Here is a 20,582-nt window from a genome sequence, read left to right as displayed (position 1 = left end):
GAGCTGTCCGTTCCCGGGTAACCCTCACTCGGCCGAGTGAGGATCGACGGAAGGCTCGTCATGACCGACACACAGAGGGACCTCCGTTCCGGACTCCGTCGGTGTCGTCGTCGGACGGGCGCCTGCCGCCGATCCGCCGGCGGCCTCCGGTGACGCAGGACCTCGCCCGGGCCACCGACGCCGTCAGCAGGCTGATCGACGAGCTCGGTCCGACCGTCAGCCGGGACGCCGTGGTCGCCGCCGTCGCGCAGGCCTGCGACGATCTGCGCGGCAGCCCGGTGGGTGCGCTGCCCGAGCTGGTCGAGCGGCTGGCCCGGGCCCGCCTGGAGCAGTCGACCGCCGGCCTCTGAGCCACCCGCCCCGGCATGGGGAGCCGGGCGTCCGGGTACCCCCGCCCGGTGAGCGACGACGAGAACGACACCGGACGCGCGAGTCCCCCGATCGACCCGGCACGTGCGCTCGACGAACTCGAGGAACGCGTGCTCGGCAAGCGGGTCGACGCCGGCGACACCGAGGCCGACCGCGAGGAGTCGTCCGAGGACACGACGTCCGAGGGCGCGGCCGAGCCGGAACCCGTCGAGGGTGCCGGCGAGCCGGACGACGCCGGAACCGGGGTGGACGCCCCCACCGACTGAGGCGATCCCGCCCCCCGGGCGCCCCTCGCGGGCCCGGCGCGGTCGTCCGGGTCCGGACGCAGCCCGACCGGACCCGGACGCACTGTGTCACGCCCCGATGGTGACGTGCGGGACACAAGCGACATACGTTGCCTTCTCGACAGTGCCGTCCGAGGAGGTACGCATGACCGACGTGTCCGACCGTTCCGCACCACCGGGTACCGGGACCCGTTCCCGCGCCCGGGTCATCGCCCTGTGCTGGACGGCGATCGTCGTCGACGGCTACGACCTCATCGTCTACGGCACCGTGCTGCCCACCCTGATCTCCGGCGAGTGGGCGCTCGACGCGGGCACCGCGGGTTGGATCGGGTCGCTGGCACTGGTCGGCATGCTCGTCGGCGCGCTGCTGGCCGGGACCGTCACCGACCGCCTCGGCCGGCGCCGGCTGATGATCATCTGCATCGCCTGGTTCTCGGTCGCGATGGCGCTGTGTGCCCTCGCGCCGTCGCCGGAGGTGTTCGGCCTGCTGCGGTTCGTCGCGGGCGTCGGGCTGGGCGGGGTGGTGCCGACCGCGATCGCGCTGACCGTCGAGTACGCCCCGGCCGGGCGGCGCAACGCGGCGAACGCCCTGATGTTCTCCGGCTACTCCGTCGGCGGCGTCGTCGCGGCGCTGTCCGGGATCGTGCTGCTGGAGCAGCTGGGCTGGCGGGCGCTGTTCTGGATCGGCGCCGGGGTCGGCGCGGTGCTGCTCGTCGTCGTCGCGGTGGCGTTGCCGGAGTCGGTGGCCTACCTGGTCGGGCGCGGTCGCCGCGCGGAGGCGGCCGCACTGGCCGCCCGCTACGGGATGCCGGTCCCCGACGACGCCCCACCCGGTGCCGGCCGCGCCGGGCTGCGTGCGCTGCTCGACCGCCACCACCTGCGCGGCACGCTGCTGTTCTGGGTCGGCACCGGGTTCGGGCTGCTGCTGGTCTACGGCCTCAACACCTGGCTCGCCCAGATCATGCGCCAGGCCGGCTACCCGCTGGGCGGGGCACTGGCGTTCCTGCTGGCGCTCAACCTCGGCGCGATCGTCGGGGCGCCGCTGCTCGGGGCGCTCGCCGACCGGGTCGGGCCACGCCCGGTGGTGACCGGGATGTTCCTCACCGCGGCGGCGTCGATCCTGCTGCTGATGAACCGCTTCCCGACGCCGGTGCTGCTCGGCCTGATCGCCGTCGCCGGGGCCTGCACGATCGGTACGACGATCATCGTGAACTCCTACACCGCCACCTTCTACCCCGAGCACCTGCGCGCCGCCGGGCTCGGCTGGTCGCTGGGGATCGGCCGGATCGGGGCCATCGCGGGTCCGCTCTACGGCGGCGTCGTGATGGCGACCGGGGCCGGGTTCGCCGCGAACTTCCTCGCCTTCGCGATCCCCGCCGTGCTGGGCGCGATCGTCATGGTGCTGGTGCCCCGGGGCGCCGCCACGCACTCGTGACGGGGTCGGGCGGGACGATGGAGCCGCGACGGGCGAGCAGCGCACGACGCCGTCCTCGACGGCGCGTGTCGTCCCTCCGCGCTCATCGCGCGACCTCCTCAGCCAGCGCGGTCATGCCCGCCGCGACCTCGGCGAACGACGTCGACAGCGGCGCGAGCCCGATCCGGATGCCGTCCGGGGCGCGGAAGTCGCCGATCACGCCGCGCTCCCAGAGCCGGGCGTTGACCTCGGCGAAGTCGGACCGGCGCAGCGTGACGTGCCCGCCGCGGCGCTCGGGGTCGCGCGGTGAGGCGACCTGCACACCGTGCCGGGCGAGCAGGGTGTCGGCCAGGTCGAGGGCGAACGTCGTCAACCGCAGCGACTTCGCCCGGACCGCGTCGATCCCGGCCTCGGCGAGCAGCTCCACGCCGCACTCCAGCGGCACCGAGGCCAGCACCGGCGGGGTACCGGACAGCAGCGCCCGCACGTCGGGCGCCGGCTCGTGGCCGGGGCCCATCGCGAACGGGGCGCGGTGGCCGAACCAGCCGGTGATCGGCTGGCGCAGCGCGCCGGTGTGCCGGGCGGCGAGGTAGCCGAACGCGGGCGCCCCCGGCCCGCCGTTCAGGTACTTGTAGCCGCAGCCGACCGCGAGGTCGGCGCCCCAGGCATCGAGCTCGACCGGGACCGAGCCGACCGAGTGCGACAGGTCCCAGAGCACCAGGGCACCGGCGTCGTGCGCGACCCGGGTGATCGCGGGGCCGTCGGCGAGGAACCCGGACCGGTAGGCGACGTGGGACAGCAGCACCAGCGCGGTGCGCGGCCCGACGGCCGCCGCGACCTGCTCCGGGGTCACCCCGGCGGCCGGGTCGGACTCGATCCAGCGCAGCGACGCGCCGCGCTCGGCGGCGATGCCCTCGACCACGTAGCGGTCGGTCGGGAAGTTGTCGGTGTCGACGACGATCTCGTCCCGGCCGTGCGCCGCGCGCTCGTCGAGGGCGGCACGGGCCAGCTTGTAGAGCAGCACCGTGGTGGAGTCGGCGACGACGACCTGCCCCGGCGCCGCCCCGAGCGCGGCGGCGCCGATCCGGTCGCCGAGGGTGCGCGGACGATCGATCCAGCCCTCGTCCCAGCCGCGGATCAGCCGGGTGCCCCAGTCCGCGCGGACGAAGCGCTCCATGCGTTCGGCGGCCGCACGCAGCGGGCGGCCCAGGGAGTTGCCGTCGAGGTAGGCGACGACGCCGTCGGCGGGCAGGAACCGCTCCCGGAGGGCGGCGAGCGGGTCCTCGGCGTCGAGGCGGGCGGCGACGGCCGCCGGGTCGGGGTGGACGGTCATGGGTGTCCCTCCGGTCGACGTGTGCCCGGGCGGCGCGGCCCCGGTGCGAGCCGCGGCTCCGGGCCCATCCTGCCGGGTTCCGGCTCCTAGCCGCGCCAGCGACGCTCGTAGCGTTCCCGCGCGGCCTCGCGGGTCCCCTCGTCGGCCTTCTCGCGCACCGCGGCGGCGTGCCCCACCGGGTACCCCGCCTTGGCGACGCGGTGCTCGGCGGACTCGTACATGTAGGCGAGCGAGTAGAAGTAGCCGAGGATCGCCCCGGCCAGCACCGACAGCGCCCGGACGTACACCGGGCCGGGGATCAGCAGGTAGAGCAGCACCCCGATCGGCAGCAGCTGCACGGTGGTGCGCACCAGGTGACGCAGCTGCCAGGTCCGGGTGGTGACGTCGTGCAGGACCCAGCCCCGGAGCCGGGAGGGCAGCCCGGCGCCGTAGGCGTAGGCCACCCACTGGACGGGGTTCGGCCGCTGATCCATTGTTGGTCCCCCAATTCTTGGTGCACCAACAATGTACGATGGGCGCCATGCCGAGCGCATCCCCGGGTGACGGCGACCTCCTCCGGCTCGACCGTCAGGTCTGTTTCGCCCTCGCCGTCGCGGCCCGCAACGTCATCGCGCTGTACCGGCCGCTGCTGGAGCCGATGGGGCTGACCCACCCGCAGTACCTGGTGCTGCTCGCGCTGTGGGAGCGGTCCCCGCGCTCGCTCGGCGACCTGGCCCGGGAGCTGGCGCTCGACCCCGGCACGCTGTCACCGCTGCTCAAGCGGCTCGAGGCCGCCGGTCTGGTCGACCGGCGCCGGGTCCCGGGTGACGAGCGGACGATGGCGGTGTCGCTCACCGACGCCGGGTGGGCGCTGCGGGCGCGGGCCGAGGCGATCCCGGCGGCGATCGTGGACCGGCTCGGGATGCCGCTGCCGGAGTTGGAGGAGCTGCGGACGGTGCTGGACCGGGTGATCGCCGCGTCGCGCGGCTGACCGGGGCGGTGGTGCGGGCCGGTCGCCGGCCGTACCGTCTCCGCCGTGCTGATGACCGCAGGCAAGGCCGTCCTGCTCCTGGTCGACCTGCAGGAGCGCCTGGTCCCCGCGATGCACGACGGCGATCGCGTCGTCGAGCGCGCCGCCCGGCTCGCCGAGGCCGCGACCCTGCTGGAGGTCCCGGTGCTGGCCACCGAGCAGGTCCCGGAGAAGCTCGGCCCGACCGTCGAGCGGCTCGCCGGCCTGCCACACCTGGTGATGCCCAAGACCCGCTTCGCCGCAGACGACGGCGTGCTGCTCCCGCCCGGCCGCACCGAGATCGTCGTCGCCGGGGTGGAGGCGCACGTCTGCGTGCTGCAGACCGTGCTGGAGCTGCGCGCCGAGGACCGCCGGGTGGTGGTCGTCGCCGACGCCGTCGGGTCCCGGTTCCCGCAGGACGAGCAGCTGGCGCTGGAGCGGGCGCGCGCGGCCGGGGCGGAGATCGTCACCTCGGAGATGGTGCTGTTCGAGTGGCTGCGCGACGCCGCGCATCCGCGCTTCCGCGAAGTCCAGAAGCTGCTGAAGTAGGCCCGGTCACCCGTTGCGGGGCTGCAGGTAGGCCGGGTCCGGGTCGGGCAGCGGCACGTCGGCCCGCCCGGCGACCAGCGGGTCGACGGCGGCGAAGAACGGCGGCGCCGCGACGGTCCCGCCGAACGCGCCGTGCCCGCAGTCGCCCAGGTGCACGGGGTCGCCGGGGCAGATCTCCGACGGGTTCGGGCCGTCGGCGAACACCATCGAGGACCCCGCCACGCCGTCGATGCCGCCGGTGGCCCCGACGAACGCGACCGACTCCGAGGAGTTCGTCGTGCCGGTCTTGCCGATCGTGGGGTGCGTCCAGCCCGCGGCCCGCGCCGCGGCCGCCGAGGTGCCGGTCACGGTGTCGCCACCGAGGCCGGCGGCCAGGGTGTGCGCGACGCCGGGGGCGACGGCCTGCTCGCAGGCGGGCCGGTTCACCGGCACCGCCGCACCGTCGCGGCCGGTCACCGACAGCACCGCGTCCGGGGCGCACCAGACGCCGTCGCTCTGGATCGTCGCAGCGACGTTCGCCTCCTCCAGCGTGGACACCGGGCTGACCCCGAGGGTGAACGACGGGAGGTTCGCGAAGAACTGCGACTGCGGCTGGGAGATCCGGGCGTCCGGCGACGAGGGGTCCGGCGTCCCGCCTGCCGCGTTCGACGCCAGGGTGTCGCGCAGCCCGAGCCGGCGCGCCATGTCCACCACCCGGGGGATCCCGGTGCGTTCCTCGAGGTCGACGAACGCGGTGTTCGGCGAGGTCGCGAGCGCGACGGGCAGCGGGATCGGGTCCGGGTAGTTCGGTGTGTCGTTGCTGACGGGGTAGCAGCTGCTCCCCGCGCCGGGGAAGCACGCCGAGGCCGGGTCGGGCAGCGTGCTGTCGTAGCCGACGGTGCCCGCCTCCAGAGCCGCGGCGGTGGTGAAGATCTTGAAGGTGGACCCGGCGCCGAAGACGTTCGACGGCGCGGCGACGAGGTCGCGCGTGGTGTCGCCGGCCGCGGCGTCGGTGCCGGGCCGGCGGTTGGCGACCATGGCGAGGATCTGGTGGTCGCCGGTGGCGGCGTCGCCGTGGCCGGGCCGGATCAGCGCCAGGGTGTTGGCGACGCCGTCCTGGGTGCGCGGCACGTTCGCGTCGACCGCCTGCTGCGCCGATGCCGTCGCGGCCGGGTCGAGGGTGGTGCGGATCGTGTAGCCGCCGGTGTCGAGCTGCTGCTCGGTGAACCCCGCCTTCTCCAGCTCGGACACCGCGTACTCGCAGAGGAACCCGGCGCCGTCGGTGGCGCCGTAGCAGTTGTGCCCGGGGACCTGCGGCCCGCCGGGGCGCACCCCGAGCGGCGCGGCCGTGGCCTCGGCCGGGGTGAGCGATCCGGCGTCGCGCATCGCCGCGATCACGGTGTTGCGCCGGTCGGTCGCGGCCTGCGGGTGGCGGAACGGGTCGAACAGGGTGGGGTTGTTGACCGCGCCCGCGAGCAGCGCGGCCTGCGGGACCGTCAGGTGCGCGGCGTCGGTGCCGAACCAGGCACGCGCGGCGGCCTCGACGCCGTAGACGTTGCCGGTGAACTCGACGGTGTTGAGGTACCCGGCGAGCACGTCCTGCTTGGACGTGCTGTGCGCCAGGCGCTGGGCGAGCACCGCCTCGCGGATCTTGCGGGTCGGGGTGTCGGCGTGGTCGGCCCGCTGGGCGGCGGGGTCGTCGCGGTCGACGACGTCGATCAGCCAGTTCTTCACGTACTGCTGGGTGATGGTGGAGCCGCCCTGCACGGCGCCGCCCGCGGCGTCGGTGACCAGCGCGCGCAGGGTGCCGACCGGGTCCACCCCGGACTCGTCGAAGAACCGGCGGTCCTCGACGTCGACGATCGCGGCGACCATCGACGGGGAGATCCGGTCGTAGGAGACGGGGATCCGGTACTGCTCGTCGAGGTAGGCGATGGGGGTGCCGTCGCGGTCGGTGAGGACCGTCGCCGCGGGCAGCGCCGCCGCGTTCGGCAGGTCGCCGGTCGTCCCCGGCGGCACGACCGAGGCGACGGCGGCGACGCCGGCCGCGGCGGGGGCCGCGCACCCGGCGAGGACGAGCCCGCCGGCCAGGATCCCGATCCCGAGCCGCCGCAGCACCGACGGGTCCGGGCGGCGCCACCGTCGCCCGGTGCGGGTCTCCCGGAGACGGTCGTTCCAGTGCTGTGCGATCAGGCGTTCCCCCACGCGGGCGATTGTGCGCCGCAACGCTGAGGGACGCCTGAGGCGCGCCCGCGCGAGTCGCTGAGAGTCAGCCGGTCAGGGTGGCGAGCGCGGTCCGGGCCTGCTCCCGGAACCGCTCGACGTTGCCGAGCTTGACGTCCTCGTAGCCACGCACCAGGTCCGCGGTCTCGGCGACGGCGACCACACCGTCGACGGTGTCGTGCGTGAGCCGGTCCAGCGCGGCGCGGACCAGCGTCTGGTACTCCCCCACCAGCTCGCGCTCCACCCGGCGGACCCCGGCGCGGCCGAACACGTCCAGCGGGGTGCCGCGCAGCCGCCGGGCCGCGCGCAGCGCGCGGAACGCGGGGCCGGCCAGCCGGCCGTCGAGGGCGATCTTGCGGTTCATCCCCAGCGCGCGCAGCACCGGCGGGTGCAGCATCACCGAGACCCGGGCGTCGGGACCGAACGCGGCGTCACGGCGGGCGGTCTCGACCGGGTCCAGGTGCAGGCGGGCGACCTCGTACTCGTCCTTGTAGGCCATGAGCCGGTGCAGGCCGCGGGCGTAGGCGGCGCCGACGCGCTCGCCGGCCGCGTCACCGGCCCGCGCGGCGGCGATGGCCGCCACCCGGCGGACCTCCTCGGCGTAGCGGTGGGCGTAGGCGGCGTCCTGGTAGCCGGTGAGGTCGGCGATGCGGGTGGCGAGCGCCTCGGTGAGCTCGGGGCCCGTGGCGGCCGAGCGGGCCAGCGCGGCGGACGCCTCGTCGACGGCGACCGGGGCCGGCTGCGGCGCGAGGAGCGCCCGGCGCACGGCGGCGGCGTCGATCGCGGCGGCCCGGCCCCAGCGGAACGCGGTCAGCGTGGTCTCCACGGCCGCGCCGTTGACCCGGATCGCCTCCTCCAGCGCCTCGACCGACACCGGGAGCACCCCGTGCTGGTAGGCGGCACCGAGCAGCAGCATGTTGGTGGGCAGGTGGCCGTCGAACAGCGCCTCGGACAGCGTCTGGGCGTCGACGGCGAGCAGGTCGCGAGTGACCGCGCCGATCCGCTCGACGGCGTCGCCGGTGGAGCCGGGCAGCACGACGCGTCCGGTGACCATGGCCGCGGTCGGCACGAGCGAGGTGTTGACGACGGCGACGGTGTGCCCGGGCCGGGCGACCGCGAGCGTCGCGTCGGAGGCGGTGCCGACGAGGTCCATCCCGATCAGCACGTCCGCGGTGCCGCGGGAGGCGCGCAGGATCCCGTGGTGGGGCTGCTTGGCGATCCGGACGTCGGAGACGACCGGGCCGCCCTTCTGCGCGAGCCCGACCTGCTCCAGCCCGGCGGCGAACAGTCCGTCGAGGTGGGCGGCCATCTGCAGGATCGCCGAGGCGGTGACGACGCCGGTGCCGCCGATGCCGGGCATCCGGATCAGGGTCGCGTCCGGGTCGACCCGCGGCTCGGGGGCGACGAGCGTGACCGGCAGCGCCGGGATCTCCCGGCGCGGCCGGGTGCCGGGTACCACCGTGAGGAACGACGGGCAGTCGCCCTTGAGGCAGGAGTAGTCGGTGTTGCAGGACGACTGGTGGATGGTGGTCTTGCGGCCGAACTCGGTCTCCACCGGCAGTACCGACAGGCAGGTCGACTGGTCGCCGCAGTCGCCGCAGCCCTCGCAGACCCGCTCGTTGATGAGCACCTTCTCCGCCGGGGCGGGCAGCTTCCCGCGCTTGCGCAGCCGGCGCTCCTCGGCGGCGCAGCGGTCGTCGTGGATCAGGACCGTGACGCCGTCGAGGGCCGCGAGCTCCTGCTCGACCACGGCCAGCTCGTCGCGGTGGCGGACGCTCGCGATCGGGTCGAGGGCGACGCCGCGGTAGTCGCGCGGGGCGTCGGTGGTGACGACGATGCGACGCACACCCTCCAGGGCGAGCGAGCGGGTGATGTCGGGGACGTTCATCCGCCCCTCGGCGCGCTGCCCGCCGGTCATGGCGACGGCGTCGTTGTAGAGCAGCTTGTAGGTCATGGTGACCCCGGCGGCGACGGCGGCGCGGATCGCGAGCGAGCCGGAGTGGTGGAAGGTGCCGTCGCCGAGGTTCTGCACGAGGGTGCGGTCGTCGGTGAACGGGGCCAGGCCGATCCACTGGGCGCCCTCGCCGCCCATCTGGGTGAGCCCGATCTGGCGGCCGCGGTGCTCGCCGTCGAGGGCGATCATCGCGTGGCAGCCGATCCCGACCCCGACGAGCGTGTCGTCGCCGGTGCGGGTGGAGGTGTTGTGCGGGCAGCCGGAGCAGAAGTACGGCGTCCGGTTCCCGAGCAGGTCCAGACCGATCCGCGACGGCTTCGGCGGCGCGAGGCGCTCCAGGTGCGCGCTCGCCGTGGCGGGCAGCGTCCGTCCGGCGGCGGTGAGCCGGGCGGCCAGGGCGCGGGCGACGTCCTCGGCGCCGAGCTGGCCACGGGCGGACAGCAGCGGGCGGCCGCGCTCGTCGCGGCGGCCGGTGACCGTGGGCCGGTGGTCGCGCCCGTAGAGGGCGTCGCGCAGGTGGCCCTCCAGGAACGGCACCTTGTCCTCGACCACCAGCACCTCGGCACAGCCCTCGACGAGTCCGGCGAGCGCGTCGGCGTCGACCGGGAACGGCATGGCGAGGCGGATCAGGCGCACGCCGAGTGCGTCGAGCTCGGCCTCGCCCAGACCGAGGTCCTCGCACGCCCGCAGCACGGTGGCGTACCCGGTGCCGGAGGCGAGCACGGCGAGGTGCGGGTCGCGGGAGGTGAAGGTGACGCGGTTGAGTCCGGTCTCGCGCGCGTACTGGCGGGCCAGGTCGAGCCTGCGGGTGAGCTGGTCGTGCTCGGCCTCGACGGCGGCGGGCCCGACGAGCGGGCCGGACTGCGCGCGGTCGGTGGCCGGCGGGGCGGGGACGCCGATCAGCTCCGGGCGCAGCGCGCCGAGGTCGACGGTGCAGGACGCGTCGGCGACATCGGCGATGATCTTCAGGCCGGTCCAGAGCCCGGTGGCCCGCGACAGCGCGACCGCGTGCAGCCCGAACTCGATCACCTCGGCCACCGAGCCGGGCGCGAGCAGCGGCATCGTCAGGGACTGCGCCATCGGCTCGCAGGAGCTGGGCACGGTGGAGGACTTGCAGGACGGGTCGTCGCCGATGATCGCGACGGCGCCGCCGAGCCGGGCGGTGCCGGCCAGGCTGCCGTGCCGGATGGCGTCGGCGGCCCGGTCGAGGCCGGGGTTCTTGCCGTACCACCAGCCGACGACGCCGTCGTGGCGGCGACCGGGGACGGCGTCGAGCAGCTGGGTGCCCGCGACGGCGGTGGCGGCGAGTTCCTCGTTGAGCCCGGGACGGAAGACCACGCGCTCGGCGTCCAGATGGGTCCGGGCGCGACCGAGCTCGGCGTCGAAGGTGCCGAGCGGGGAGCCCTGGTAGCCCGAGACGAACGAGGCGGTGTCGAAGCCGCGCGCGGTGTCGAGGCGGGCCTGTTCGAGCACGAGCCGCACCAGCGCCTGGATCCCGGTCATCGGAGCCCGCCCGTGGGTGGCGAGGTACTTGTCGTCCAGCACGGTCATCGGTGACAGCTCCTCGTCGGGGTGGGCGGCGCGGTCCGCCCAGGACAGCGTGACCAGCGCCACGACGCAACAGCCGATGGGGCTCTGACCGAGAGAACGCAACGGATAACGTGTGACGACCACACAGACGTGAATCCGTTGCGCCGGAGGTGCCGTGCCCGAGACCGACGTCGACGAGCTGGACCACGCGATCCTGCGGTTGCTGCACGAGGACGCGCGCCGCACCTACGCCGACATGGGCGCACGGGTCGGGCTGTCCACCGCGGCGACCAAGCGCCGGGTCGACCGGCTGCGCGAGTCCGGGGTGATCACCGGCTTCACCGTGCAGGTCGACCACGCCAAGCTGGGCTGGGCGGTCGAGGCGTTCAGCGAGATCCGCTACGCCGGCACCGCCAGCGTCTCGGAGATCGTCGACACGGCGTCGCGCCAGCCGGAGGTGCAGGCGGTCTACACCCTCGCCGGTGACCTCGACGCCCTGGTGCAGGTCCGAGTGCGCGATCTGACGCACCTGCAGGAGGTCATCGACCGGCTGCGGCGCAACGGCACCGTCACCGGGACCCGGACGCTGATGGTGCTGGGGCGCTGGACCCGCACGTGATCAGTTGCCTATCGCAACGATTCGACCGATCATGATCGGGTGCTCGTTCTCTGCAGTGTCACCGGTTCACCCTCGCACGGCCGGGCCGTGCTCCCCTTCGCCCGGGCGCTGGGCGACGCCGGTCACCGGGTCGTGGTGGCGTGCCCGCCCGACGTCGCGGGGGTGTTCGACGGTGCGCCCGTGGTGGTCGAGCCGGTGCTCCCGACGATGGCCGACGCCGCCGGACACCTCGGCCCGGTCCTCGCCCGGCTCGGCGGGCCCGCCGCACTGGCGACGCTGACCGCGACCGAGGTGACGACGGCGCTGCTGCCGACCCTGTTCGCGGGTCCGCAGGTGACGGGCTCGGCGCGGGCGCTGCTCGCACTCGTGCGGACCCACGGGGTCCCGGACCTGGTGCTGCGCGACGGAGGCGAGACCGCGGGCTTCCTGGTGGCCGAGCACCTGGGGGTGCCGTGCGTGGCGGCACCGTCGGGTGCGGGCAACGTCCTCGCCCCGCACCTCGTCGCCGAGGCGTTGACCGAGCGTCGCGAGGAGCTCGGCTTCGCCGTCCCGGACGACCCGGCTGCGCTGCACCGGTGGGGGCGGCTGGACTGCATGCCGCAGCAGTTCTCACTGGCCGGGCCGCAGATGGTGCCGGCGCGGGCGTTCCGACAGGACGACCAGGTCACCCGCGGCGAGACGGTGCCCGGCTGGGTCGCCGCACTGCCCGGGAACCGGCCGCTCGTCCTCGCGGGGCTGGGGACGGCGATGCCGGCGATGGCCGGTCGCGACGAGCACCGCGCCCCCGTCGACCCGCACGCGGCGCTGCGCACCGTGGCGGAGGCGGCCTCCCGGCTCGACGCCGAGGTGGTGCTGTCCACCGGCGGCCTGCCGGTCGACGACCTGGACCTGCCCCCGCACGTGCATCCCGCCTCGTGGGTGCCGCAGCCGCTGCTGCTCCAGGTCGCGGACCTGTTCCTCACCCACGGCGGCTACAACGGCATCCGCGAGGCCGTGCGGCACGGCGTCCCGCTGGCGGTGCTGCCGCAGTTCGGGGACCAGGAGCACAACGCCGGGCGGGTAGCCGAGCTCGGGCTGGGCGCGCACTGCGCTCCCGACGCCGCCGAGATCGCCGCGACCTGCACGCGTCTCCTGACCGACGACGACGTCCACGCGCGGATCCGCTCGGCCCAGCGCGCGATGCTGGCGCTGCCGCCGGTGGAGGACGCGGTCGGGGTCCTGGAGGAACTGGCCGCACGCCGGGTGGCCGTGCTGGCGGCCTGAACCGCAGAGATCAGGCGGGCGGGCCGTGCGGGGCGCGGGGCCCGCAGGCGACGACGGTCCGTGCCCAGGTGCCGAACAGCACGAGCACCCCGAGCACGGTGACGACCAGCCCCGGTCCGATGTCATCGGTGCCGGCGACGGCGGTCTGGCGCGACCACACCGCCCAGAGCCCGGTGACCGCGCCGACGCCGGTGACGGTGGCCGCGGTCCAGGCCAGCGGCCAGAAGCGGGTCAGCAGGGCGAGCACCGACACCCCCACCGCGACGACGGCGACCACGGTGAACAGCCACGGCAACGGCCCCATGGCGGCCCGGCCGGTGAGGACCTCCCAGCCGGCGCCGTGGGTCGACCAGGGCATGAGCAGGGCGGCGACGACGGCGGCGACCCCCGCCCCCGCGACGACCGACGCCGGGCCGGGGTCGATCCAACGGTCGACCCGCCACGCGATGCGGGTGAGCTCGTCGGCGAGCTCGGGTGTCGCCTGCGGGGACAGCGCGCCCGGGCCGGGCGTGCGCGGTGCACTCATGCGGCTCCCTCGTCGTCACTGCGGTGTCGGGGTGTCGGGGTGTCGGGACAGCCATTGCATCACGCCGGTACCGGTCGCGGCGCCACCGACGGGGTGGCTCCGGGGGCCGGTCGGCGAGCCCGCCGTGCGCACCGCCCGGCGGTCGCGGTGGTAACGGAGCGGCCGTCGCGGTCGGCATCGCTCGCCTAGGCGGCGCGCACTGCGCAGCGGCAGGGTACGCCCTGCTGGCAGCCGCAGCCACAGGTGCTCGCGCACCCGCAGGCCGAGGTCGCCGCACCCACCGAGGGCGGGGCCGCCGACCCGCCGCAGCAGCCGCCGTCGAGGCAGCTCAGCCGCGGGACGGCCGCGGGCGGTGGTGCCGGAGCCGGAGCGGTGACGCCGAGCGCGGCGAGCACCCGGTCGGTGAGATCGGGGACCGGGTCCGCCGGACCGACGCGTGCGAGCCGGCCGAGCCGGTCGGCGCCATCGGTGAAGGCACGGCAGGACGCACAGCCGGCGAGGTGGTCCTCGGCCATCGCGCGCTCGTCGTCGGCCGCCTCGCCGTCGAGCCGGGCGGACAGCGCCTCGCGGTAGCCCTGACAGTCCATACCATCACTGTCGTACACGGGGCCCGTCCGGTTCCACCCGACCCCCGTCCGTGTTCCGCGGTCCGTACGACGCGTTCGTCGGTGACACCGGAACCTGACGTCCCGCCGACAGCCCCGCGGGCCCTCGGAGAACCCTGACCCTTGCACTTCCCGCGCGCAGCAGAACGACGTCACTGACGTCCGTCGCCCCGCTCCCACCGCTCGCATCGGTGCAGCAGCGTGGTCGGTGGCCCGGCGTTGTCGGTGGCCCGGGGGTCACCGTGGCCCGGGCTCCCGGGCCGGGTCCCCGCCCACTCCCGCCCCGCGTCGCCGCGCCTTACCGTGCCTGTCGTCCCGGTCCGGGTGCGTTCGACCTCGCACACCGTCCTACGACCTCGCAGACCCTGCAGCAGATGCGAGGTCGCAGAAACCTGTGCGACAACCTGTGCGACGTGCCCCGCCCGGCCCACCACCGGCACAGAACAGAACAGCACTCCATGACCGGAAGCGGGCGCCGAGCACAAACACACGACACGCCGCACCCCGCCGGCGCACCTACAACGCACCGGAACAAAAGACCCCGGAAACAAGTGATGCCCCGGACAATAAAGTCCGGGGCATCACCTGATCATGTTGAATGTCGGCGGCGACCTACTCTCCCACACCCTGGCGAGTGCAGTACCATCGGCGCTGGAAGGCTTAGCTACCGGGTTCGGAATGGGACCGGGCGTTTCCCTACCGCAATGACCACCGACAACACTATTCAACAAACCCCACACACAACAACAGGTGGGGGGACCTTCGAACACACAACCCGCACAGGGTTGTGGGCTCAGGGTCACACAGTGGATGCGAACAACTCGTTGTGGCAAGCCCTCGGCCTATTAGTACCGGTCAACTCCACCCCTCACAGCGCCAGAGCGGCGGGATCCGGCTGCCGAACAGCGTCACCCGCGCGGCGACGTTCAGCCGCCGCTGCCAGGTGATCATCGTGCGGATGTAGTCGGCGTCGTACTGGCCGCGACGCTCCTCGACGTCGGCGCGGATCGCGTCGAGCTCACGCCCGATCGCCTCCACGTCGGCGTCGGTGAGGTGGGCGAACTCCTTGACGTCGGCGATGGCCACGACGTTCCTCCAGGGTGTGGGCGGTGCCGGACTCTCGGGGTCGGATCTCGGGGTCAGATCACGGGGGTCAGATCACGGGTCAGATCTCCAGGACGCAGTCGCCGGCGGCGGCGGTGATGCAGGTCTGGATCCTCTCGGCGGGGGTGTCCGGGTCGCCGCGGCGTTCGGTGCCGTCGCGCAGGTCGCGGACCGCTCCGGACCGCAGGCCGACGGTGCAGGTGTGGCAGATGCCCATCCGGCAGCCGTAGGGCAGGTCGAGACCGGCCTGCTCGCCGGCGTCGAGCAGGGTGGTGGCGCCGTCGATCTCGACGGTGGCGTCAACGTCGTCGGAGGAGCGGGCGGCGGAGCCGCGGCGGACGAAGGTGACCGTGCCGCCCTCCGCCTCGCCCCCGCGCAACGACGCGGAGAAGCGCTCGACGTGCAGTGCGTCGCCCCGGCCCGCGGACTCCCACAGCTCCTCGGCCTCGTCGAGCATCGCCTCCGGCCCGCACGCCCAGGTACTGCGCTCGCGCCAGTCCGGGCAGTACTCGGCCAGCCCGGCGGGGGTGAGCCTGCCGCGCTCCCCGGTGAGGTGCAGCTGCACCCGCAGCGACGGGTGTCGCGCGGACAGTGCGTCGAGCTCGGCGGCGAAGATGACGTCGCCGTCGCGCGGGGCCGAGTGCACGAGCACCACGTCGGTCACGGTGTCGCGACGGTCCAGGGTGCGCAGCATCGCCATGATCGGGGTGATGCCGCTGCCCGCGGTGAGGAACAGCAGCCGCTCCGGTGGCGGGTCGGGCAGCACGAACTCGCCCTGCGGAAGCGCGAGGCGCACCACCGTGCCGGGCCCGACGCCGTCGACCAGGTGGCGGGACAGGAAGCCCTCCGGCATTGCCTTCACGGTGATCGAGATGTGCCTGCGGTCGCGGCGCGGCTCGGAGGTCAGCGAGTAGGAGCGCCAGTGGAAGCGGCCGTCGACCTCGACGCCGATGCCGACGTACTGGCCGGCGCGGTGGTCGAACGACCAGCCCAGGCCGGGCCGGATGACCAGGGTGACGGCGTCGGCCGTCTCGGGCACGACCTTCACCACCCGCCCGCGCAGCTCCCGCACCGACCACAGCGGGTTGAGCAGCAGCAGGTAGTCGTCCGGCAGCAGGGGCGTGGTGAAACGGGCGGCCGCCTTCCGTGCGCGGCGCAGTCCCCTCGGCAGTACGGCGTCGGTCATGACCCACCTCGTCGTCGCGGTCGGGCCCATCGGACCCGATCTCGATGTCGACGGCAAGTTGGGATGGCGACACCCTCGCCACCAGTGAGGACGAGGTCGGCCTCCGACCTGCGGGAACGTTACATCGGTTTCGTCGGAAACGATGTCGAGATCGGCTGTCTAGGATCGTCGGGGTGGCGGACTTCCCGATCGAGGAGCTGGCCCGCCGGGCGGGGATGACCGTGCGGACGGTGCGCTCCTACATCACGCGCGGGCTGCTGCCACCGAGCGGACGGGCCGGGCGGGCCGCCCGCTACACCGAGGCCCACCTCGACCGGCTGGACCTGGTCAACGGGCTGCGGCGACGTGGCTTCTCCCTCGGGGCGATCGAGGTGCTCGTCGCCCAGGACCCCGGACGGACCGCCGAGGAGGCGCTGCGCCTCTACCGCGGGATGCTCGCCCCGTGGCAGCCGGAGGAACCCGTCGAGCTGGACGGGGCGGAGCTGCCCGGGCATCTCGGGCTCACCCCGGACTTGGTGTCCGCCGACGAGCTGGTCCGGCACCTGCGCGCGACCGGCGTCGTCGAGACCACCGAGGACGCACGGCTGCGCATCCTGCGCCCGGACCTCGCCCGGGCCGCGGCCGAGGCCGTGCGGCTGGGCATCCCGCCCGCCGCGCTGGTGGGACTGCGCCGCAGGCTCGACGACCACACCGGCGCCGTCGCCGAGATGTTCGTCGAGCTGTTCGCCCGGCAGGTGTGGGACGGCTACGTCGAGGCCGGGCTGCCCGCCGGCGACGCACCCCGGATCCAGCAGACCGTCGAACAGCTGCAGCCGGTCGCCACGCTGGCGCTGCTGTCGTCGTTCCGCTCGCGCATGCAGGACGCGATGGACGCCTTCATCACCCGGATCTCCGACGACATCTCCGCCGATGCCGGGCGCGCCATGGGGATCCGGACGACGGACCTGGACGATCGTTGACTCTTCAACGATGATGCGACGGTGAGCACCGTGACAACCGACGTCCTCGTGATCGGCAGCGGGCCCGCGGGCTCGTCGGCGGCCCTGTTCCTCGCCGGTCTCGGCGTGGACCACCTCGTGATCACCAAGTACCGGTGGACGGCCGACACCCCGCGCGCGCACATCACCAACCAACGCACCGTGGAGATCCTGCGCGACCAGGGGGTGGAGGCCGACGTCGTCGCGGAGGGGACGCCCTCGCACCTCATGGGCGACACGGTGTTCTGCACCGCGCTGGCCGGCGACGAGCTCGGCCGGGTGCGGACCTGGGGCACCCACCCGGCGCGGCGCGGCGACTACACCCTGGCCAGCCCGTCCGCGCACTGCGACCTCCCGCAGAACATCCTCGAGCCGATCCTGGTGGGCCGGGCCGCCGAGCGCGGCAGCCGGATCCGTTTCGACACCGAGTACCTCCACCACGTCCAGGACGACGACGGCGTCACCGTCACCGCGCGGGACCGCATCACCGGCGCCGAGCTCACCATCCGGGCCCGCTACCTGATCGGCGCCGACGGTGGGCGCAGCGCCGTCGCCCGGGACGCGGGGCTGCCCTTCGACGGCCGCGGCGAGCTCGCGGGCAGCATGAACATCGTCTTCGACGCCGACCTCACCGCGTTGGTCGAGCACCGGCCGAGCGTCCTGTACTGGGTGCTGCAGCCGGGCGCCGACGTCGGTGGCATCGGGATGGGCCTGCTGCGCATGGTGCGGCCGTGGACCCGCTGGATGGCGATCTGGGGCTACGACCTCGCCGGACCCCCGCCGGAGCTCGACGACGCCGCGGCCACCTCGATCGTGCACGACCTGATCGGTGACGACTCCGTGCCGGTGACGATCCGCTCCACCTCGGTGTGGAGGGTCAACGAGCAGTGGGCCACCCGCTACCGGTCGGGGCGGGTGTTCTGCGCCGGTGACGCCGTGCACCGCCACCCGCCGTCGAACGGGCTGGGCTCCAACACCTCGATCCAGGACTCCTACAACCTGTGCTGGAAGCTCGCGATGGTGCTGCGCGGTACCGCCGGGCCCGGGCTGCTGGACTCCTACGACGCCGAGCGCGCCCCCGTCGGCGAGCAGATCGTGCGTCGCGCCAACCGCTCGGTGGAGGAGTTCGGCGCGATCTTCGCCGCGCTCGGGCTGGAGGCCGGCGCGGACCCGGCGGCGATGCGTGCCTCGATGGCCACCCGCGCCGACGACACCCCCGCCGGGGCCGCGACCCGCGCGGCGCTGAGGGCGGCGCTGGAGCACAAGGACTACGAGTTCAACGCGCACGGCGTCGAGATGGGACAGCGCTACGCGTCCGGCGCGGTGGTGCCCGACGGCACCCCGGAGCCCGCCCACGACCGCGACCCCGAGCTGTACTACCACCCGACGACCTGGCCGGGGGCGCGGCTGCCGCACTGCTGGCTGGGCCGCGACGGGCACCGCGTCTCCACCCACGACCTCGCCGGCAAGGGCCGGTTCGCGCTGCTCACCGGCATCGCGGGCGGAGCGTGGGCCGCGGCCGCGCGGACCGTCGCGGCCGAGCTGGGGATCGAGCTGGCCGCACACGTGATCGGCCCCGGCCGCGAGGTCACCGATCTCTACGACGACTGGGCCCGGCTGCGCGAGGTCGGCGAGGACGGCTGTGTGCTCGTCCGCCCGGACGCCCACGTCGCCTGGCGTGCCGACGCGCTCGCCGACGACCCCGCGGATGCACTGCGCCGGGTGCTGGGGCGCATCCTGGACCGGATCCCGGAGGTGACCGCATGACCAGCTTCGTCCACGAGCCCTCCCACGCGCGGGTGGTGTTCGGTCCCGGCACGCTCGACGACCTCGCGGCGGAGGTGACGCGGCTCGGAGGGTCGCGGGTGTTCCTCGTCGCCGGCCGCCACCCCGACGGCGCGGCGGACCGGGCGCAGGCCGCGCTCGGGTCACTGCTCGCCGGTCGGTTCGACCGGGCCGCCGTGCACACCCCGGTGACCGTGACCGACGAGGCGCTGGCGGCGTTCACCGCGGCCGGGGCGGACTGCGTCGTCGCGATCGGGGGCGGCTCGCAGATCGGGCTGTCGAAGGCGCTCGCGGTGCGGACCGGTGCCGACCAGGTCGTCGTCCCCACGACGTACTCCGGTTCGGAGTGCACCGCGGTGCTCGGCGAGCTGAGGGTGGACACACCGGGGGTGAAGACCACCCGGACCGACCCGGCGATCCGGCCGGAGACCGTCGTCTACGACCCGACGCTCGTCGCCGACCTGCCGTCGCAGGTGGGGGTGCCGAGCGCGGTGAACGCGCTCGCGCACGCCGTCGAGGCGCTGTGGAGCGTCGACCGCGACCCGCTGACCGACGCCGCCGCACTGGAGTCGGTGCGGCTGCTCACCGCGGGGCTGCGCGACGGCGACACCGACGCACTGCTGCGCGGGGCGTGGCTGGCCGGGACCTGCCTGGACCGGGCCGGGATGGCGTTGCAGCACAAGCTCGCCCACACCGTCGGCGGCGCGCTGGACCTGCCGCACGCGCCGACCCACGCGGTGCTGCTGCCCCACGTGATCGCCCACAACGCGGCCGCCGCTCCGCGGATCGCCGAGGCGCTCGGGCCGGATCCGGCCGGCGCGGTGTACGACCTGCTCGTCGCCGCGGGCGGGCCGACGTCGCTGGCCGCGCTGGGTGTCGACGAGGCCGACCTGGACCGGCTCGCCGAGCAGGCCGTCGCGCGGCCGTACCCGAACCCGGTGCCGGTGACCCGTGACGGCGTCCGCGCCCTGCTCGGGCGGGCCTGGGCGGGCGAGCGGCCCGGCGACCCGGTGCGCGCCACCCTGGACGCGCTGACCGCGCAGGTCACCGCGTCGTTCGGTGGGCCCGACGAACGGCTGCGGACCCTGCTGGCCGGGCTCGCCGCGACCCTGCACGGCTACGCGCGCGAGTACGACCTCACGCAGGACGAGTGGCAGACCGCGATCGACTTCCTGACCCGCACCGGGCACGTCACCGACGAGCGGCGCCAGGAGTTCGTGCTGCTGTCGGACACCCTCGGGCTGTCCAGCGTGGTGGACGTGCTGACCAACTCCCGCACCCCGGACACGACGTCCTCGGCGGTGCTCGGGCCGTTCTACACCGACGGGCCGCCCGAGCTCGACCAGGGAACCGACGTCTCCGCGGGGAAGAAGGGCACCCCGCTGTGGGTGGACGTCGTCGTCACCGACACCGACGACGAGCCGGTGACCGGGGCGGTCGTCGACATCTGGCAGTCCGACGAGGACGGCTTCTACGACCTGCAGCTGCCCGAGACCGAGGGCCCCGTCCTGCGCGGCCGGTTCCGCACCGACGACGCGGGCCGGCTGCGGTTCCGCTCGATCCTGCCCGCCGCCTACCCGATCCCCGCCGACGGACCGGTCGGGGAGATGTTGGACGCCACCGGACGGCACCCCTTCCGGGCCCCGCACCTGCACTTCCTCATCGAGGCGCCGGGCCACCGCCGGCTGATCACGCAGCTGTTCGTCGCCGGTGGGGAGCACCTCGACTCGGACACCGTGTTCGGGGTGAAGGACGACCTGGTCGTGGAGTTCGCCCCACGCACCGGCCCGATGCCCGACGGCGGTGAGCCCGACGGGGAGTGGCGACTGCTGGAGTTCACCTTCCGGATCGCCCGCGATCGCTGATCCCTGCCCGATTCCGGGCAGAGTTCTGG

General features: G+C 74.5%; 18 protein-coding genes and 1 rRNA gene. 10 read left to right on the top strand and 9 right to left on the bottom strand.

Features of this window, described 5'->3' with window-relative positions; genetic code table 11:
* The first annotated feature begins 149 nt into the window (after nt 1-149).
* From FVA95_RS15130 to FVA95_RS15120, 3 genes are all read left to right on the top strand, one after another.
* Entirely contained in the window at nt 150-350 is a 201-nt protein-coding gene (locus FVA95_RS15130) for a three-helix bundle dimerization domain-containing protein (protein WP_149664809.1), read from the top strand.
* 48 nt (nt 351-398) lie between these two features.
* Nucleotides 399-635 (top strand): hypothetical protein, encoded by a 237-nt coding sequence (locus FVA95_RS15125; RefSeq protein WP_149664808.1) that lies wholly within the window; start codon nt 399-401, stop codon nt 633-635.
* A gap of 163 nt (nt 636-798) precedes the next feature.
* On the top strand, nt 799-2,088 hold the full coding sequence (locus tag FVA95_RS15120) for an aromatic acid/H+ symport family MFS transporter (RefSeq protein WP_240051504.1): 1,290 nt from the start codon (nt 799-801) through the stop codon (nt 2,086-2,088).
* Nucleotides 2,089-2,170: 82 nt separating this feature from the next.
* On the opposite strand, the gene FVA95_RS15115 is transcribed toward FVA95_RS15120, so the two are convergent.
* Together FVA95_RS15115 and FVA95_RS15110 are read right to left on the bottom strand one after the other, a co-directional pair.
* Nucleotides 2,171-3,400: a kynureninase gene (locus FVA95_RS15115; protein WP_149664807.1), complete on the bottom strand. Its 1,230-nt coding sequence runs from the start codon at nt 3,398-3,400 to the stop codon at nt 2,171-2,173.
* Nucleotides 3,401-3,486: 86 nt separating this feature from the next.
* Entirely contained in the window at nt 3,487-3,873 is a 387-nt protein-coding gene (locus FVA95_RS15110) for a DUF5313 family protein (protein WP_149664806.1), read from the bottom strand.
* Nucleotides 3,874-3,920: 47 nt separating this feature from the next.
* Here FVA95_RS15110 and FVA95_RS15105 point away from each other — a divergent pair, with 47 nt between their 5' ends.
* Nucleotides 3,921-4,370, top strand: a complete 450-nt coding sequence (locus tag FVA95_RS15105; RefSeq protein WP_149664805.1) for a MarR family winged helix-turn-helix transcriptional regulator — start codon at nt 3,921-3,923, stop codon at nt 4,368-4,370.
* Between the two features lie 51 nt (nt 4,371-4,421).
* Nucleotides 4,422-4,937, top strand: coding sequence for an isochorismatase family protein (locus tag FVA95_RS15100; RefSeq protein ID WP_240051509.1), 516 nt, complete (start codon nt 4,422-4,424; stop codon nt 4,935-4,937).
* 6 nt (nt 4,938-4,943) lie between these two features.
* On the opposite strand, the gene FVA95_RS15095 is transcribed toward FVA95_RS15100, so the two are convergent.
* Nucleotides 4,944-7,121 (bottom strand): transglycosylase domain-containing protein, encoded by a 2,178-nt coding sequence (locus FVA95_RS15095; RefSeq protein ID WP_240051503.1) that lies wholly within the window; start codon nt 7,119-7,121, stop codon nt 4,944-4,946.
* Between the two features lie 64 nt (nt 7,122-7,185).
* Nucleotides 7,186-10,644: an indolepyruvate ferredoxin oxidoreductase family protein gene (locus FVA95_RS15090; RefSeq protein ID WP_149664819.1), complete on the bottom strand. Its 3,459-nt coding sequence runs from the start codon at nt 10,642-10,644 to the stop codon at nt 7,186-7,188.
* Nucleotides 10,645-10,798: 154 nt separating this feature from the next.
* Here FVA95_RS15090 and FVA95_RS15085 point away from each other — a divergent pair, with 154 nt between their 5' ends.
* Nucleotides 10,799-11,242, top strand: a complete 444-nt coding sequence (locus FVA95_RS15085; RefSeq protein WP_149664803.1) for an Lrp/AsnC family transcriptional regulator — start codon at nt 10,799-10,801, stop codon at nt 11,240-11,242.
* A gap of 87 nt (nt 11,243-11,329) precedes the next feature.
* Complete coding sequence (locus FVA95_RS15080; RefSeq protein ID WP_240051502.1) at nt 11,330-12,505, top strand: glycosyltransferase; 1,176 nt, start codon at nt 11,330-11,332, stop codon at nt 12,503-12,505.
* A 10-nt stretch (nt 12,506-12,515) separates the two neighbouring features.
* On the opposite strand, the gene FVA95_RS15075 is transcribed toward FVA95_RS15080, so the two are convergent.
* The 5 genes from FVA95_RS15075 to FVA95_RS15055 all read right to left on the bottom strand — a co-directional run bounded on the left by FVA95_RS15075 (nt 12,516) and on the right by FVA95_RS15055 (nt 15,926).
* Nucleotides 12,516-13,031 carry a hypothetical protein gene (locus FVA95_RS15075; RefSeq protein WP_075307501.1) on the bottom strand — a complete coding sequence of 172 codons (516 nt, stop codon included), beginning with the start codon at nt 13,029-13,031 and terminating at the stop codon, nt 12,516-12,518.
* A 185-nt stretch (nt 13,032-13,216) separates the two neighbouring features.
* Nucleotides 13,217-13,618 (bottom strand): zf-HC2 domain-containing protein, encoded by a 402-nt coding sequence (locus FVA95_RS15070; RefSeq protein ID WP_161992315.1) that lies wholly within the window; start codon nt 13,616-13,618, stop codon nt 13,217-13,219.
* Nucleotides 13,619-14,235: 617 nt separating this feature from the next.
* Nucleotides 14,236-14,352, bottom strand: a 5S ribosomal RNA gene (gene rrf, locus FVA95_RS15065).
* A gap of 139 nt (nt 14,353-14,491) precedes the next feature.
* Nucleotides 14,492-14,722, bottom strand: a complete 231-nt coding sequence (locus FVA95_RS31720) for a hypothetical protein (protein ID WP_304627182.1) — start codon at nt 14,720-14,722, stop codon at nt 14,492-14,494.
* 79 nt (nt 14,723-14,801) lie between these two features.
* Nucleotides 14,802-15,926: a ferredoxin reductase gene (locus FVA95_RS15055; protein WP_240051500.1), complete on the bottom strand. Its 1,125-nt coding sequence runs from the start codon at nt 15,924-15,926 to the stop codon at nt 14,802-14,804.
* Between the two features lie 173 nt (nt 15,927-16,099).
* Between FVA95_RS15055 and FVA95_RS15050 the strand changes: the two genes are divergently transcribed.
* The 3 genes from FVA95_RS15050 to FVA95_RS15040 are packed head-to-tail and all read left to right on the top strand — an operon-like array spanning nt 16,100 to nt 20,553.
* Nucleotides 16,100-16,885 (top strand): MerR family transcriptional regulator, encoded by a 786-nt coding sequence (locus FVA95_RS15050; RefSeq protein WP_161992314.1) that lies wholly within the window; start codon nt 16,100-16,102, stop codon nt 16,883-16,885.
* 21 nt (nt 16,886-16,906) lie between these two features.
* Complete coding sequence (locus FVA95_RS15045) at nt 16,907-18,670, top strand: FAD-dependent monooxygenase (protein ID WP_149664798.1); 1,764 nt, start codon at nt 16,907-16,909, stop codon at nt 18,668-18,670.
* Nucleotides 18,667-20,553 (top strand): maleylacetate reductase and hydroxyquinol 1,2-dioxygenase domain-containing protein, encoded by a 1,887-nt coding sequence (locus tag FVA95_RS15040; protein WP_149664797.1) that lies wholly within the window; start codon nt 18,667-18,669, stop codon nt 20,551-20,553. The genes FVA95_RS15045 and FVA95_RS15040 overlap by 4 nt, the downstream gene beginning before the upstream one ends.
* Nucleotides 20,554-20,582 lie beyond the last annotated feature (29 nt).

The organism is Pseudonocardia sp. EV170527-09 (assembly GCF_008369905.1).
Classification (GTDB): Bacteria; Actinomycetota; Actinomycetes; order Mycobacteriales; family Pseudonocardiaceae; genus Pseudonocardia.
The sequence above is the reverse complement of the archived record's forward strand: the minus strand, read 5'-3'. Positions and strand labels throughout refer to the sequence as shown.